Source organism: Phyllobacterium sp. 628 (assembly GCF_014189505.1).
In the GTDB taxonomy this organism is placed as follows: Bacteria; Pseudomonadota; Alphaproteobacteria; order Rhizobiales; family Rhizobiaceae; genus Phyllobacterium.
In genome coordinates this window covers 133,016-149,358 of sequence record NZ_CP050300.1, presented here as the reverse complement: position 1 = coordinate 149,358, position 16,343 = coordinate 133,016, and the positions used below count along the sequence as shown (strand labels likewise).

Annotated in this window: 15 protein-coding genes; 7 read left to right on the top strand and 8 right to left on the bottom strand. The window is 56.7% G+C overall.

Features of this window, described 5'->3' with window-relative positions; genetic code table 11:
* Window positions 1-188: 188 nt before the first annotated feature.
* The 6 genes from HB779_RS00685 to HB779_RS00660 all read left to right on the top strand — a co-directional run bounded on the left by HB779_RS00685 (window position 189) and on the right by HB779_RS00660 (window position 6,261).
* Window positions 189-1,427, top strand: a complete 1,239-nt coding sequence (locus HB779_RS00685) for an extracellular solute-binding protein (protein WP_188342443.1) — start codon at window positions 189-191, stop codon at window positions 1,425-1,427.
* Window positions 1,428-1,504: 77 nt separating this feature from the next.
* Window positions 1,505-2,386 (top strand): carbohydrate ABC transporter permease, encoded by an 882-nt coding sequence (locus HB779_RS00680; RefSeq protein WP_188342442.1) that lies wholly within the window; start codon window positions 1,505-1,507, stop codon window positions 2,384-2,386.
* Window positions 2,386-3,231 carry a carbohydrate ABC transporter permease gene (locus HB779_RS00675; RefSeq protein WP_188342441.1) on the top strand — a complete coding sequence of 282 codons (846 nt, stop codon included), beginning with the start codon at window positions 2,386-2,388 and terminating at the stop codon, window positions 3,229-3,231. Before HB779_RS00680 ends, HB779_RS00675 begins: the two co-directional genes overlap by 1 nt.
* Entirely contained in the window at window positions 3,228-4,250 is a 1,023-nt protein-coding gene (locus HB779_RS00670) for an SIS domain-containing protein (protein WP_188342440.1), read from the top strand. The genes HB779_RS00675 and HB779_RS00670 overlap by 4 nt, the downstream gene beginning before the upstream one ends.
* 2 nt (window positions 4,251-4,252) lie before the next feature.
* Window positions 4,253-5,188 (top strand): PfkB family carbohydrate kinase, encoded by a 936-nt coding sequence (locus HB779_RS00665; protein ID WP_188342439.1) that lies wholly within the window; start codon window positions 4,253-4,255, stop codon window positions 5,186-5,188.
* Window positions 5,185-6,261 carry an ABC transporter ATP-binding protein gene (locus tag HB779_RS00660; RefSeq protein WP_188342438.1) on the top strand — a complete coding sequence of 359 codons (1,077 nt, stop codon included), beginning with the start codon at window positions 5,185-5,187 and terminating at the stop codon, window positions 6,259-6,261. The genes HB779_RS00665 and HB779_RS00660 overlap by 4 nt, the downstream gene beginning before the upstream one ends.
* Here HB779_RS00660 and HB779_RS00655 read toward each other — a convergent pair.
* The 8 genes from HB779_RS00655 to HB779_RS00620 all read right to left on the bottom strand — a co-directional run bounded on the left by HB779_RS00655 (window position 6,258) and on the right by HB779_RS00620 (window position 14,185).
* A complete protein-coding gene (locus HB779_RS00655) occupies window positions 6,258-7,160 on the bottom strand; it encodes an AraC family transcriptional regulator (RefSeq protein WP_188342437.1) in 903 nt (300 codons plus the stop codon). The two genes, HB779_RS00660 and HB779_RS00655, sit on opposite strands and share 4 nt — an antisense overlap.
* Window positions 7,161-7,295: 135 nt before the next feature.
* Window positions 7,296-8,222: an ABC transporter ATP-binding protein gene (locus HB779_RS00650; RefSeq protein WP_188342436.1), complete on the bottom strand. Its 927-nt coding sequence runs from the start codon at window positions 8,220-8,222 to the stop codon at window positions 7,296-7,298.
* Window positions 8,219-9,034, bottom strand: coding sequence for an ABC transporter ATP-binding protein (locus HB779_RS00645; protein WP_188342435.1), 816 nt, complete (start codon window positions 9,032-9,034; stop codon window positions 8,219-8,221). The genes HB779_RS00650 and HB779_RS00645 overlap by 4 nt, the downstream gene beginning before the upstream one ends.
* Window positions 9,031-9,909: an ABC transporter permease gene (locus HB779_RS00640; RefSeq protein WP_188342462.1), complete on the bottom strand. Its 879-nt coding sequence runs from the start codon at window positions 9,907-9,909 to the stop codon at window positions 9,031-9,033. Before HB779_RS00640 ends, HB779_RS00645 begins: the two co-directional genes overlap by 4 nt.
* Window positions 9,910-9,924: 15 nt before the next feature.
* Complete coding sequence (locus HB779_RS00635; RefSeq protein ID WP_188342434.1) at window positions 9,925-10,902, bottom strand: ABC transporter permease; 978 nt, start codon at window positions 10,900-10,902, stop codon at window positions 9,925-9,927.
* 56 nt (window positions 10,903-10,958) lie between these two features.
* Complete coding sequence (locus HB779_RS00630; protein WP_188342433.1) at window positions 10,959-12,611, bottom strand: ABC transporter substrate-binding protein; 1,653 nt, start codon at window positions 12,609-12,611, stop codon at window positions 10,959-10,961.
* Window positions 12,612-12,649: 38 nt separating this feature from the next.
* On the bottom strand, window positions 12,650-13,675 hold the full coding sequence (locus HB779_RS00625; RefSeq protein ID WP_188342432.1) for a glycoside hydrolase family 3 protein: 1,026 nt from the start codon (window positions 13,673-13,675) through the stop codon (window positions 12,650-12,652).
* A 30-nt stretch (window positions 13,676-13,705) separates the two neighbouring features.
* On the bottom strand, window positions 13,706-14,185 hold the full coding sequence (locus HB779_RS00620; RefSeq protein ID WP_188342431.1) for a GNAT family N-acetyltransferase: 480 nt from the start codon (window positions 14,183-14,185) through the stop codon (window positions 13,706-13,708).
* A 365-nt stretch (window positions 14,186-14,550) separates the two neighbouring features.
* Here HB779_RS00620 and HB779_RS00615 point away from each other — a divergent pair, with 365 nt between their 5' ends.
* Window positions 14,551-16,110 carry a Fic family protein gene (locus HB779_RS00615; protein WP_188342430.1) on the top strand — a complete coding sequence of 520 codons (1,560 nt, stop codon included), beginning with the start codon at window positions 14,551-14,553 and terminating at the stop codon, window positions 16,108-16,110.
* The last annotated feature ends 233 nt before the right edge of the window (window positions 16,111-16,343 follow it).

Below are 16,343 nucleotides of genomic sequence, written 5' to 3'. Positions count from 1 at the left end.
TCAAGAAATAAGTCAAGACAATTGATTTAATGCAAAAGACCATAAGAGTCTTGGGGAACGTGAGCACTGGCTGGACGTAAGCACGTCACGGACAGGTCCTGAACAGAAAAGCTCCCGGACTGTGACGACGAATCGGCATCTGTCCACGACGGGCAGGCTGGAACTTATAAAGGCCAATAGGAGGTACCATGTTGAAATCCGTAAAGACCGCGCTGCTCGGCGCGACACTTCTGGGAGCAGCCCTTGCTTCTCCCGCCCACGCAGAAACCAAGATCAATGCCCTGTTCATGGCGCAGGCTGCCTATAGCGAGGCGGATGTGCGTGCAATGACGGAATCCTTTACCAAGGCCAATCCGGATGTGACCGTCAATCTGGAATTCGTTCCCTATGAAGGCCTGCATGACAAGACGGTTCTGGCACAGGGTTCCGGCGGCGGTTACGACGTCGTTCTGTTCGACGTAATCTGGCCTGCGGAATATGCAACCAACAAGGTCTTGCTGGATGTATCCGACAAGATCACCGGCGACATGAAGACTGGCGTTCTGCCGGGCGCGTGGACCACGGTTGAATATAACGGCAAGCGTTATGGCATGCCTTGGATTCTTGACACAAAATATCTGTTCTACAACAAGGATATTCTGGAAAAGGCCGGTATCAAGACGCCGCCCAAGACCTGGGCCGAACTGGCCGAGCAGGCCAAAATAATCAAGGATAAGGGTTTGCTGGCAACGCCGATTGCCTGGAGCTGGTCACAGGCGGAAGCTGCGATCTGCGACTACACCACGCTGGTCAGCGCCTATGGCGGCGACTTTATCAAAGACGGCAAGCCGGTCTTCCAGACAGGTGGCGGTCTCGATGCACTCAACTATATGGTTGATAGCTACAAGTCCGGTCTCACCAACCCCAATTCCAAGGAATTCCTGGAAGAGGACGTGCGCCGCGTGTTCCAGAATGGCGAGGCCGCTTTCGCGCTGAACTGGACCTACATGTACAACATGGCCAATGATCCGAAGGACAGCAAGGTTGCCGGCAAGGTTGGCGTTGTTCCGGCACCCGGCATCGATGGCAAGAGCACGGTTTCTGCCGTCAACGGTTCAATGGGTCTTGGTATCACCTCGACCAGCAAGCATCCGGATGAAGCGTGGAAATACATCACCTTTATGACCTCGCAGCAGACGCAGAACCAGTATGCCAAGCTGAGCCTGCCGATCTGGGCTTCGTCCTATACGGACCCGGCCGTCTCCAAGGGTCAGGAAGAGCTGATTGCTGCGGCCAAGCAGAGTCTCGCTGCCATGTATCCGCGTCCGACAACGCCGAAATATCAGGAACTGTCGACTGCTTTGCAGCAGGCCGTGCAGGAATCGCTTCTGGGTACAGCCAAGCCTGAAGACGCTTTGAAAACCGCCGCTGAAAACAGCGGTCTCTGATACAACCATACGGGCGGCGGATTTGCTCCGCCGCCCGTATCTTTCTCAATGATTGATATTGTGGCAGGCTGATTTTCATGACGAGCAACTGGATTACGACACGCGCGTGGCTTCTGATGTTGCCACTCCTCATCGTCATGATTGCGATTATCGGCTGGCCGCTGATCGATACGGTGCGCCTCTCCTTTACCGATGCCAAACTGGTGGGCACCGAAGGCAATTTCGTCGGCATCGACAATTATGTAAAAATCCTGTCCGGCTCGAATTTCCAGCGCACGCTCATCACCACAACGCTGTTTGCTGTTCTCTCTGTCGGCGCCGAAATGATCATCGGTGTTCTGGCCGCTCTGCTGCTCAACCAGCAATTCTATGGCCGCTCGGTTTTGCGGGCGTTGATGATCCTGCCATGGGCGCTGCCAACGGTGGTCAATGCCACATTGTGGCGGCTGATCTACAATCCCGAATATGGTGCGCTGAATGCCGCCCTGACGCAGATTGGCATGCTCGATGCCTATCGTTCATGGCTGGGCGAACCCGGCACGGCACTGGCTGCGCTGATTGTTGCCGATTGCTGGAAGAACTTTCCGCTGGTGGCGCTGATTGCCTTGGCCGCTTTGCAGGCCGTGCCACGCGATATTACCGCCGCGTCCATGGTGGACGGTGCGGGAGCATGGTCGCGCTTCCGCTTTGTTATCATGCCCTATCTCGCTGGTCCGCTGATGGTAGCATTGGTTCTGCGTACCATCGAAGCCTTCAAGGTGTTCGACATTATCTGGGTCATGACACGCGGCGGTCCGGCCAACAGCACACGCACGCTGTCCATCCTTGTCTATCAGGAAGCGTTCTCCTTCCAGCGAGCGGGGTCGGGCGCTTCGCTCGCTTTGATTGTCACCCTTCTCGTGACCATCCTTGCCGTGGCCTATGCGGCATTGATCCGCAAAAGTGCAGGAGCTTCCTGATGGAACGCCGCAGCCTCACTGCCACCATCTTTGTCTATCTTGCCGCGCTGCTGCTTGCCGCCGTTATTCTGGCGCCGGTGGTCTGGCTCTTTATCATGAGCATTTCATCGACAACGGACCTCATCACCAAGCCGCTGCGCTGGTGGCCCGAGACGATTGACCTTTCCCGCTATGGCGTACTGCTTTCGACGGCTGCCAACAGCGCGGGTGAAGCCTTCGTTGCTTCGCTGTTCAACAGCCTCAAAGTTGCCGGTATGGCGACGGCGGCAGCCTTGATCGTAGCCATTCCCGCCGCATGGGCCGTATCGCGCACGCCGAGTGTCGGCTGGTCGCTCTATGCAGTCATTGCAACCTACATGCTACCGCCAGTTGCCTTGGCCGTTCCGCTTTACATGGCGCTATCGGCATTCGGCTTGCTCAACAATGTGTTCGGGCTGGCGCTGGTTTATCTGACCATCCTTGCGCCTTTCACCACGTGGCTGATGAAATCGGGTTTCGACTCCATTCCGCGTGAAATTGAAAGTGCCGCTACGGTTGATGGTGCGCGGCTCGACCAGATCCTGCGCCTGATCACCTTGCCGCTCGCGGCGCCTGTCATGGCGACCGCCGCGCTGTTTGCCTTTCTGCTGGCATGGGATGAATTCTTCTACGCACTGCTGTTCACCTCCGACCAGCGGGCAAAAACCCTCACCGTCGCCATCGCCGATCTCGCGGGCGGACGGGTCTCCGATTATGGACTGATTGCTACAGCGGGTGTGCTGGCCGCCCTGCCCCCGCTGATTATCGGTCTCTTTATGCAGCGTGCCCTGATTTCGGGCCTGACCAATGGCGGCGTCAAAGGATGAGCATGACTTCTGAACCCAACCGGCCGGTGGGCCTTATCGCGATTGAAAAGGAAATGGCGCGGCAAAATGCCGATGCGATTGCCTCGTTCGAAGCCAATGCATCGCTTGCCGCTACCATCGCCCAATCCCTGCGCAAGACCAAACGTCTCCTTCTACTTGGCATGGGCGGCTCGCATGCTGTCAGCCGGGCAGTCGAGCCGCTTTATCGCAGTCTGGGTATCGATGCTGTCGCCATGCCCCTGTCGGAACAACTGGGGCAGCCGGTGCCGCTGGCGGGCAAGACCATTTTGATGACGTCGCAGTCCGGTGAAAGCGCCGAAGTGGTGCGCTGGTTTGCCGAGGCCGGTGTTCCTGCCGATACATTTGGTCTGACGCTGGAAGGCGGATCGACTTTGGCCCGTACGGTGCCCTGTCTGGTGGGTGCCGGCGGAACGGAAAATGCCTTCGCGGCGACACGCAGTCTTACTGTTTCTTTCGCGCTGCATCTGGCTATCCTCACAGCACTTGGTGAGGACCCGGCAGCGGCACTGCAAATTCTTAAAACCAGTAAGATCTCTCAAGTCGATGCAGCTGTGGCGGCGCTCAGCAATGTAACGTCAGTGGTCACGTCTGGCCGCCGCACGCAAGGCGTTGCCGAAGCCATTGCACTTGGCCTGACGGAATTGTCGCGTATTCCCTGTTTCTCGCTGGAAGGCGGTCAGCTGCGGCATGGCCCGATGGAAATGCTTGGGCCGAAGATCGGCGTCGTGCTGTTCCGTGCCAAGGATGCCACGTCTGAACTCGTAACCCGCATGGCGCTCTCGGCATCCGAAGCCGGATCACCGGTCGTGGTGTTCGATGCTTCCGGTGAAACCCCCGTTGAAGGTGCAACGACAGTGAATGTCGGCGAGGCCAGTGGTATTGCAGCCATCTTTGCGCTTCTGCCCGCTGCCCAGCAATTCATGATTGCTTTCGCGGGTCAGCGGGTCGCTGATTTGGGAACGCCGGTGCGCACGACCAAGATCACGCGGAGCGAATGATCATGCTTCCCCTGGCAGTTATTGGAAATGTGAATGTCGATCTGATCCTCGGCCCGGCTGATCCCTGGCCGACGCCGGGAACGGAGATCATGGTTGATTATGATGAGCTGCGTGTCGGCGGGTCGGCCGGCAATTCGGCGCTCACCTGGGAAGGTCTGGGCGTTGATTTCCAGATTGCCGCGAATGTCGGCACAGACCAGTTCGGGGAATGGTTGCAGAAGGAATTTGGTTCGCGTGCGGAACGCTGGCCAGTGGCCCCGACAGGCACCACGCTTTCGGTCGGCATTACGCATCCCAATGGCGAGCGTACTTTCTTTACCACAAAGGGGCATCTCGGTGCTTTGTCGTGGCCGGATGTGCTTGCCACGCTGGATACAAACCGGCTGCGCGGCGGCTATGTGCTGCTGTGCGGATCGTTCCTCACCGATACGTTGGTCGAACAATATGATGCAGTATTTGATTGGGCCGATGCCAACAATATCCGCATTGCGCTGGATACGGGCTGGCCGATTGCCGGCTGGACCGAGGCCAACCGCGTCGCCACGCACAAGTGGTTGTCGCGCTGCCATTGCGCTCTGTTCAATGAAGTGGAAACCACGCGTCTCGCCAACAGTGTCGAACCTGCCGACGCTGCCCGCAAGCTCAAAGCGCTCATGCCCGAAAGCGCGATTGTCGTGGTCAAATGCGGACCAGACGGGGCTTTGGCTGTCGGGCCTGACGACGAGCTGGTTTCAGTGGGCGCGCCGCTGGTTTTTGTTGCCGATACGATTGGTGCCGGTGATGTATTCAATGCCGCGTTTCTTGCGGCGCTCGCCCGCGAGCAAACATTGCAGGAGAGCATCACGGCAGGCGTGCATGTGGCTTCAAAAGCCATATCCACCGTACCACGCCGCTATGACAGCCATGATCTCGAGACACTGCCGGAGACAGCGCTATGAGCGCCCTTGAACTCATCGATATTCGCAAACGCTATGGCACAGCGGAGACCCTCAAGGGTATCGATCTGTCGCTGACAAGCGGTGAATTCCTCGTCCTGCTCGGCTCGTCCGGTTGCGGGAAATCCACGCTGCTTAACATCATTGCCGGACTGGCAGAGGCGACGGAAGGCGATGTGCGTATCGGCGACCGTTCAGTCACGGGCGTGCATCCCAAAGACCGCGACATCGCCATGGTGTTTCAATCCTACGCGCTCTATCCGAACATGTCGGTGGCGCGAAATATCGGCTTTGGCCTCGAAATGCGCAAAGTCCCGGTAGCGGAACGGACGCAAGCCATCCAGAAGACGGCAAAAATCCTGCAGATTGAAAACCTGCTCGAACGCAAACCCTCGGAACTATCCGGCGGTCAGCGCCAGCGTGTGGCGATTGGCCGGGCACTGGTGCGCGATCCGCAAATCTTCCTGTTCGATGAACCTCTGTCCAATCTCGATGCAAAGTTGCGTATGGAAATGCGCACGGAGCTGAAGCGCCTGCACCTGATGTTGGGAACAACCATTGTCTATGTCACGCACGACCAGATCGAAGCCATGACGCTCGCCACCCGCATTGCCGTGATGCGCGATGGGCAGATCGAGCAGCTGGCAACACCGGATGAAATCTATAATCGCCCGGCGACCCGCTATGTCGCAAGCTTTGTCGGGTCGCCACCGATGAACATGCTGGAAGCTACCATCGCCGACGGTGTTGTTCACATTGACGGCTCGATGAGCAATTTCCCCCTCCCCGCTGATATCAGGGAGAAGGCGGCTCAAGCGCGCGATGTGGTGATCGGTATTCGCCCCGAGAGTCTCGGTCTGACCAATGCGGGCGATACGGCTGCGGGTATCGATGCGATGGTTGAGGTGGTTGAGCTGACCGGTCCCGAACTGGTGGTTACGTCAACGATTGGCAATCAGCGGCTGACAGCCAGCCTGCCGCCGAAATCCACTGTCACTGCGGGCGCCGCACAGCGTTTCACCATCGATGCCGGCGCCCTGCATATTTTCGACAAGGCAACCGGCAAGAGGCTTTAAGCTTCCATCAGATATTCTGGCAGATCCTTCAGGCGGGCAATGTCCCGCAGGGGCGGCTGGCCGAATAGCCGCGCATATTCACGGCTGAACTGCGAGGGGCTGTCATAGCCCACGGCGTGACCGGCCGTCGCCGCGTCGAGTGACTGGCTGAGGATGAGCCGTCGCGCTTCCTGCAACCGCAGTTGCTTCTGGTATTGCAGCGGACTCATTGAGGTCACAGCCTTGAAGTGCTGGTGGAAGGAAGACGGGCTCATATTGGCTTCAGAGGCCACATGCTCGATACGCAGGGTCTTGCGGAAATTGCGCTTGATCAGGCCGATGGCCTTGTTGACCTGTTGCAGACGGCTTTCCGACTGCGCAATCTGCTTGAGCCGTCCGGATTGTTCTCCAGTCAACAGCCTGTAGAGCAATTCGCGCTCAGCCAATGGCGCCAGCATGGGAATGTCCCTCGGGGTGTCGAGCAGCCGCAGCAACCGAACGACATTGTCGAGCAGATCCTCGCCCATCGGGTTCAGTGACATGCCGCGATCAGGCAGCTGATTGCTAAAGCTGTCTTTGGGGGCTTCAAGCAGCAATGCGCTGAGCATGGTGGGGTCGAGATCGAGACGTAGAGAAAGATAAGGCTCATCTTTAGAGGCTTCGACAACATGGCCGACAATCGGCAGATCGACAGAAACGGTCAGGTAAGTCGCCTTGTCGTAGTAATAGACCTCGTCGCCCAGCATGGTTCGCTTGCGTCCCTGGGCAATAATGCAAACCGCAGGTTCGTGGACGACATGGTTCGGTTCGGATGGAGCTGAAGCGCGGGCAAGGTTCAGGCGCGGAATATCGGTCGAAAAAAGGCCATCGGCGCCCGTGTGTTTTTCGATTAATTGTGCAAGCTCGGTGATTTTATCCACAGCATGTCTCCTCGGGTAATGCCCGTCCTACTTAGGTGGCATCACGCACGCGAACCAGAGCCTCGACTTCGACTTTGGTTCTATTTGGAGGATTGTGCAATCATCCGGCAGTTTCAGTCAATCACAAGTTGAACTTTAAGCTGCCCTGCTGCTCGCAACCTGCCGGATGAAATGATCCTGATCGATGGCGATGGTGCGATCCTGCGGCACTGCAGACAGGCGGCGGATTTCTTCCACATCCCCGGCCTTCAGATGTGCTTTCGGATCGTCGAACCGCATTTCGGGGTCCGGAACCGCTGACAGCAGCAGTCTTGTATAGGGATGCTGCGGATTGTCGATGACCTTGTTGACATTGCCCCATTCAACGATCTGTCCGGCATACATCACGACAATATCCTCGGCGACATAGCGGGCGGTGGCAATGTCGTGGGTGATATAGAGCAATGCCAGCTTCATATCCCGCTTCATCTCATTGAGCAGGTTGAGAACGCCAAGCCGCACCGATACGTCGAGCATTGAGGTTGGCTCGTCCGCGACAATCACTTCAGCACCAACCGCGAGCGTGCGGGCAATGTTAACGCGCTGGCGCTGTCCGCCGGACAATTCATGCGGATGTTTGTGAGCGATGATTTTCGGATCGAGCTTGACCCGCGTCAGCAACTCTTCGATGGCGCCGTCGATCTGACGGCCCCTGAGATCGCGCCGGTGCAATTGCAACGGGCGGCGCAAATGATAGTCAATCGTATGGGCCGGATTGAGGGACGAAAACGGGTCCTGAAAGATCATCTGAACGGAACGGCGATAGGCCGCCAGTGCTTTGGCATTATCGGTGGCGACTGGCTTGCCCTTGAAGAGCAATTGGCCTTCATTGGGTGTGTATTCCCGCATGACAAGCCGCGCGCAGGTGGTCTTGCCGCTGCCGGACTCGCCGACAAGCGCCAGCGTCCGGCCCGCATGCAGCTCAAAGGAAACGGATTGTGCGGCGTTCACTGTGAAAGGCGGCCGTCCGAAGGATTTTGACACACGGTCAAGCGTCAAAATAGCAGTCTGCTTATCGTTCATGATGCCGCCCCGTCGGTGATGGCTTCGCCGTGCAATGAGGGGAACGAGGCCCAGAGCTTTTTCGTATACTCATGCTGCGGGTCGCCATAGATTTTCTCGGCGGTGTTCTGTTCAACCAGTTTGCCCGCCAGCATGATGCCGATGCGGTCGCAGAATTGCACCATCAGACCGAGATCATGGGTGATGAACAGTACAGAGAAGCCAAAAGTACGGCGCAGTTCATTGATGCGTTGCAGGATTTCCCTCTGTACCACCACATCAAGCGCTGTTGTCGGCTCATCCATGACGACAATCTTCGGATTGAGTGAGAGACAGATGGCAATGACGATGCGCTGACGCATGCCGCCAGAGAACTGGTGTGGATAGTCCTTCATGCGGTCCGGCGGGATATCGACCAGACGCAGCATTTCGGCCGTGCGCTCGCGTGCCTGTGCCCGGTTCATGCCTTGATGAGTATGAAGCACGTCGTAAAATTGCGCTTCGATACGCAATACCGGATTAAGCGAGTTCATGGCGCTCTGAAACACCATGGCAACTTCGCGCCAGCGGAAGTCGCGCAGCTCAACAGGGTTGAGATCGAGGACATCCTTGCCCTCCAGCAATATTTTGCCGGAGCGGATCAGTGCCGGTGGCTTGTGCAGGCGGCTGATGGCAAAGGCAATGGTGCTTTTGCCGCAACCGGATTCACCGGCAAGACCGAAGATTTCGCCATGCGCGACATCAAAGCTGACATCGTCAACGGCACGAAAATCCGTGGTGTCGCCGATATAATCGATGGTGAGGTTTTTTACCGAAAGCAAAGGTGCAGTCACAGGCGTCCCTCCCCTGAGCGGATCAGCGATGACCAGCGCTTCATGCTGTTTCCGGTGCGCAGACGTGGATTGGCGATTTCATCGACGGCAAAATTCAATAGCGAAAGCCCGACGCCGAGAAGCGCAAGTGCGAAGCACGGCGTGAGGATATCCCACCATGCGCCGACCGAGAGAGCCGACGCTTTTTGTGCGTTGTAGAGCATCATGCCCCACGAAACTGTTTTGGGATCGCCGAGGCCAAGGAATTCGAGTGTTGCTTCCGTTATGATGGCGAAGATCACACTGCCGATGAAATTGATGCCAACGATGGAAATCAGATTGGGAAAGATTTCAAAGGTCATGATGCGCCAGCGTGGCTCGCCCATCATTTCGGCGGATTTGACAAAGTCCTTCTGCTTGACGGACAGCGTCTCAGCGCGGGTGACACGTGCACCCCAGGCCCAGGAGGTAAGACCAAGAATAATGGCAATCACCATCGGGCTGGCCTGACCGATGAAGGAGGCGAGCACGAGCAGCAGCGGCAGGTTGGGCACGACAAGCACCATATTGGTGAAGAAGCTGATGATCTCATCGGTCTTGCCGCCGCGATAACCGGCAATGATGCCAAGGGCAGTGCCAAGTACGGTAATCAGAAGCCCTGCCCCGAAGCCGACGGCGAGCGAAGTGCGTGCGCCATAGATCAGCCGGGCAAAGACATCCTGACCGATGCGCGTTGTACCAAGCCAATGTTCGGCTGACGGCGGCTGATGGGGCCTGCCGACGCGCGCGGCCGGATTGTAGCCGGTGAGCAATGGTGCCGCGACGGCGATCAGCACGATGATCAGAAGGATGATCATGCCGACAAGAGCTTTGCGGTTGCGGACAAGTCCGGCAATGAGTGGCTTCATGGCTCACATCCTCCGCAGGCGCGGATCGAGCAGCACATAGCTGATATCCACGATGAAATTGGCAACAAGCATGGCGACAGTCATGATCAGGAGTTGCCCCTGAATGACAGGATAGTCTCTTGCGAGGATGGCCTGATAGAGGATGTTACCGAGGCCCGGATAGTTGAACACCACTTCCGTCACCAGCGACCCGCCGAGTACGGTGCCGATGGCGATGGCGAGACTGCTGACGGTGGGCAGAAGCGCATTGCGCGCCGCATACCAGATCATGACGCGGCTGTCGGACAGACCCTTTGCCCGGGCCATGACGATGTAATCCTCACCCAGCAGATTGATCATATTGTTGCGCATGGTGACAGCGAACCCGCCGGTCAACACCGTGCACAAGGTGAGCATCGGCAACAGGCCATGATAGAGTACGCTCCCGATATAAGTGAGTGAGAATGATGGATCGAGTGCCGGATCGGCAGAATAGCCGGTGGGAAACCAGTTCAAAGTGAAGCCGAAGAAGAAGAGGACGATCAGCGATGTGACGACTGCCGGAACCGAGGTGGCAAAAATCGCGCCCACCGAAACCACCACGTCGAACACACTGCCGCGCCGCCACGCGGCGAGAATGCCGAGGAATGTTCCGAGCGTGAAACTGATCAAAGTGGCCGTGCCCATCAGTCCGACAGTCCAGATCAGCGCATGGCCGAGGACTTCGGTAACCGGCAAAGGGAAATATTTGATGGAGCGGCCGAGATCGCCGGTGAAGATGCTTTTGAGATAGGTGAAATATTGCTGCCAAAGCGGCCCATCGACAAAACCGAAGGTCAGTTTCAGCGATTCAAGGTTCTCAGCTGATAACTCGGTGCCGGTGCTTGAGAACATGATCTGGATCGGATCTCCCGGCATGAGGCGCGGCAGGAAGAAGTTGATCGTGGCAGCCGCAATGAAGGCTGCCAGATAGAATCCAAGTCGGCGGAGCAGGAAAGCCATATGCATCTCCCATCGCGGTGGAGACAGTCAGTCACTGTCTCCACCTGCTGCGATGTTTATTGAACTGGCTCAAGCGCCAGAAGGTGAATGAGACGCGCCGGGTTGTTGCGTGTGATCGAAGGGTTAACGAAAGGCTTTTCCTTCGTTGACCAGCCGGTAAAACGCTTGGTGTTGTACTGATACCAGTTGGGATTGTTGAACACCGGCATCATCGGCAGGTTTTCCGCAACGATGCGCTGCGCCTTGTTCATCACATCCTTCTGGGCAGACGGATCGGCGGTGCGGGTAAAGTCCACCAGCAGCTTGGCGAGATCAGGATTGAACCAGCGCTGCGACGTGAAGCGGGTCTTGCCCTTATCCTGTTCGTTATAGGCGCGCTGATAGGGATAATAGGGCGACGCAGCGGCTGGCAGGCTGTTGATAGCCATGTCAAAACTGCCATTGATCAAATTGCCCGACCAGACGGCCTCTTCCGGAGTGGCGATCTTCACATCAAGACCAGTGGCCTGCATGCCTTCGATGGCGATCTGCACGGTGTCGATCCAGTCAGTCCAGGCATTCGGCACGATCAAAGAGAATGAAATCTTGCTGCCATCCGGATTATCGCGGAAGCCGTCGCCGTCCTTGTCGACATAACCAGCCTCATCCAGCAAGGCTTTGGCAGCATCGGTATCATATTTGCCGTACTTGCCGAAATCAGCCAGAACCGACGGATCGGACCAGTTCTTATAGAGCTCGCCCATACCCGACGGATCATCGTTGAGTGTGGGATAGCCATAGCCGGCGACATCAATCATGCCCTGCCGGTCCAGCGCCATGCTGACGGCGCGGCGGAACTTCACGTCGTTGAACGCCTTGCGGTTATTCTCATTGGCTGTTTCCAGATTGAACAGGAAGGCGACCATGCTACCCGGCGTATACCAATAATGGAAATGCTCCGGGTCCTTGGCAACATAAGTGTTTTCCACGTCGGGCAGGAACGAAACACCCCAGTCCAGCGTGCCATTGGCGGTCGCAGTCAGGATCTGGTTGTTATCGGCAAGCTGTGGGAAACGCATGCAGTCGATCTTCAGGTCCTTGTTGTCCCAGTAGTTCGGATTGCGGCACTGGTCATAGGTCTGACCGGTGAAGCGGGCAATCTCGGTCATCGGACCGCTGCCAACAGGGTTTTCATTGGCGAAGGTGACCGGATCGGCAATGTCCTTCCAGATATGTTCCGGAATGATGGGCACCTGCACCAGCTGATCGGCGGCCAGTGAGCTCGGATTAATCAGGCTGAAACGCACGGTCTGCGCATCGACAGCCTCGACGCCATCGATGAATTTCCAGATGCTGACAAAATCCAGCGCCGGGAACTTCTTCAGATAATCATAAGTGAATTTGACGTCTGCGGAGGTCAGCGGCTTTCCGTCAGACCATTTGAGATCTGGGCGCAGCTTGAACTCGATGCTTTTCAGATCGTCCGCCAGTTTGAAACTTTCGGCCAAACGATAATTCGGCTTGTTGTTGTCGAAGCGGTTGAATATGACGAGCGGCTCATAGATGAAGTCGAGCGTGCTTTGACGTGCCGATGTCTGATTAAACGGATTGAAGTTGCGCACCCAGGTGGTGGCAGGTTCAATATTGACGGTTAGCACGGTCTGCGCCATTGCGGGCGCAGATAGAAGAACGAATGCAGAGGCTGCTGCAAACAGACGGTTTCTCAACATGTATATTCCCCTGTTTTCTTTGGTTGAATTGAGCTGGCTTAACTGACGAGCGCGCTCGCAAACATGTCTTCAACTTCGGCATGAGCCGCCTTGATATCCACTTTCTGCGAACCGAGACGACTATTGGCGGCGGCGATGCGGCGAGCCGCTTCGGCGGTGAGTGGACGCGAGGCTTTGGCAGCCGCTTCACTGTCAGCCAGATCGCCATGGCTGTGCAGGGCAATGTCATAGCCTGCATCAAGCACCTGAGCGACGCGTTCCGGCATGGTGCCGGTGAGCGCATTCATGAAAATGCAATCGGAGATAAGCACACCGTCATAGCCAAAGTCGTTGCGGATGACGTCGAGAAGGATGGGCGAGACGGACGCAGGCTGTTCCCGGTCATAGGCGGAATAGACCACGTGTGCGACCATGGCCCAAGGGGTGTTCTTGAGATCGATGAACGGCTTGAAATCCGTGGCAAGCAGCGTTTCCCTGCTGGCATCAACCACGGGCCGTTCCTTATGGGAATCGAGTGTAGCGCGGCCATGACCGGGAATGTGCTTCATGACCGGCATATTGCCGGTTTCCAGAAGACCCTCGATGACCTCACGGCCAAGCGCCGTGACAAGTTCAGGATCGGAACCGAAGGAACGCGCGCCGATAACGTCGCTGGTCGTATCGAACACCAGATCAAGCACGGGCGAACAGCCACTGGAATGGCCAAGCTCAGTCATCATCGTGCCCATGGCCCGGGATGACAGGCGGAGCGCCTTCTTTGCCAGATCAAGATCATGGTGCGCCAACCGGGCGAACTCGCCGAAGCTGCGGAACAAAGGCCATGGACCAGCGTCGAGATGCTGGACACGGCCACCTTCCTGATCGGTAAAAACAGGCGCGTCTTCGCGGCCGACCGCTTCGCGAAAACTGCGGATCAATGCCTTGACCTGTTCCGGTTCGCGCTGGTTGCGGCGGCCGACGAACAGGCCAAGCGGATTCGTTTCGCGAAACAGAGCGATCTCGTCGGGTGACAGGGTGGGGTTTGGAATGCCGACAAACAGGGCGAGAGGCAATTGGCTGGACACGGTGTTCACTCCATGAGTCTGTGATTGGGGCTAGGTCCGCTTGGCGCGCAACATGCCCTGATAAATGCCTTTGTCTTTGGCAGGAATTTCGATGGCGTCTGCGGCCTTGGCATAAAAGTCGACCGGCCCTGCATCGCCGATGAACGCATAGGCATGGCCGAGAGTTTTCATGGTTTGCAAGGTTGCGGAAAAAAGTGCGAGGCCGAACCCCTTGCCCTGACGGTCCGGATGGACACCGGTCGGGCCGAAAAAACCGCGCGCCGTGGCGTCGTAACAGGCAAAGCCCACAAGCTCGCCATTTTCGATGGCTATGAGACAGGCGGATGGCTGGCGTGTAATGGCGATGGTGACTTCGCTGGCCCAGTTGGCGCTGAAGTGTTCACCCACCCAATTTGCGACGAGCTGCGCCTCGGGCGCAAGCACGGGCCGGATCGTTACGGGGACGCGTTCAGCCTTCTCTTTTAGTTCTGCCAGCTTGTCGGAGTACAAGCCTACGAGTAAATCAGCCACCGATGCTCCTCACCATGAAATTCCAATATAATGGAATATATCCCCTTTTAATGTAATAGAGTTGGATTTTTGAGGGCTGTTGTCAACTGGTTTCTAATTGGTAGGGTCTCGTTGCCAGAAGTAAGCCTTGTAGAGCGAGTTGCTGCCGATGTTTCTGATGATAATGCCGGTGTTGGCCGGATTGGTTTGTGATTGGTCTTTGTTGTCGGCGATTTTGAGGTATGATTAGTTTTCGATATATAAAGGATTTTCCATGTGGTTCTCGATATTTGCTTTGACTTTTCGATTCGCTAAGGTTTATATAAATTTCGATATCGATGATATAAAACGTGTGAATTTCGATATTAACGCAAGGTTTTCGATCCATGCAGCTTGATCTTCATCCCGTTGATTATTTCCAAGGCGAACTCGTTCCCAAGGATTGCGAGCTTATCGGCTTGGCAGCTCTGGTGCAGGGATTGGGGATCCGGGCACCTGTACGGCAGCCAGCCTGTGTCTCGGCAAAATATGTGGGCGGCAGCAGACGGGTTGAAGGCAGCTGGACCGTCTATGACAAGCGTTATAGCACCAGCGGTGAAGCTGCCGATCACTTAAGCTTCGCCCTGCGGCACGAGCCGATTGATCTTCTTATTCTCAAACGGGCATTTGAGGCATTGCCTCAGGCGGATATGGTGGAGTTTATCACCGCAACGCCGACGGGCGCCGTCGCCCGGCGTGTCTGGTTCCTTTACGAGTATCTAACCGGGCAGCAATTGCCGATTGATGACGCCGATAATCTGGCAGCGGTGGATGTGCTCGATACGGAACTTTATTTTACCGGCGAGGCATTGCTGTCCAAACGCCACCGGGTACGCAACAATCTGCTGGGGACGGCGGCGTTCTGTCCAGTCATTCGCCGGACGGAGGCCTTGCAATCGTTCATCGCTCTCGATATCGCCCGTCAGGCACGCGAGACAATCGGGCGGACGGGCGGACATCTGGTGACGCGTGCGGCGAGTTTCATGCTGCTGGCGGACAGTCGTGCCAGCTTCGCCATTGAAGGTGAGCGTGCGCCACAGAGCCGTTTGGAGCGTTGGGGGCGTGCGGTGCTCGAGGCTGGCAAACGGCCGCTGGATCAGACGGAAATTTATCGCCTGCACCGCCTGCTCATCGGTGATGACCGTTTTACTGAAATCGGTTATCGTTCCGATGGCGTCTTTCTCGGTGAGCGGGATCACAACAATGATCCCCTGCCCGAATTCATCGGTGCGCGGCCGGATGATCTCACCAGTCTTATGGATGGCCTTGGACAATGCAATGATCGCATGCGCCCCTCGGGTCTTGATCCTGTTTTGCAAGCGGCGGCGATCGCATTCGGCTTCGTCTATATTCACCCGCTCGCTGACGGAAATGGCCGGGTGCATCGCTGTCTTATTCATCACGTGCTGACGGAGCGGCAGTTCTCTCCGGCGGGAATGGTGTTCCCTGTCTCCTCGGTGATGCTTGACCGGATCGATGACTATCGCACCGTTCTGCAGGGACATTCTTCACCGCTGATGCAGGACATCGACTGGAAAGTGACACCGGATCGCAATATCGAAGTGACGAACGATACGGCGGATCTTTACCGCTATTTTGATTGTACTGCGGAGGCGGAGTTCCTCTATGCGTGTGTGCAGCGGACCATTGAAAAGGATTTGCCGCAGGAGATTGATTATCTGAAACGCCATGACCAGGCTCTGCATGCGATTATGAACGCGGTCGAAATGCCGGATCGCTTGGCGCAGGATCTCATTATCTACATTAGGCAGAACAACGGAACACTGGGCCGCAAGCGGCGTGAGGGTGTGTTTGTCAAACTGACAGACGCGGAAATCACCGTGATCGAAGGGTTGGTCAGGGATGCCTTTGACGGTGTGGAGCCTGTTGGTCCTCCCCTCCCCTAGAGCAAGTTTTGTTTATTTGGAGCCGTTCTGCCGGAGGGAATTTGTGGGCAAGGTCAAGGGGTTTGACAAGGCCGATGTTTTCCCATCGGGCGACGTCAAAGCCCGCAGGAATTGGCCCAAATTCACCCGGCCCTTCGGGTTTCCGGCTGGCGGACACCCACTTTGTCAGGCAGCTTCGTCCGATGGGAAAACATCGGCCTTGCTACCTTCCGCGTGGATTGTCTCGCCATCCG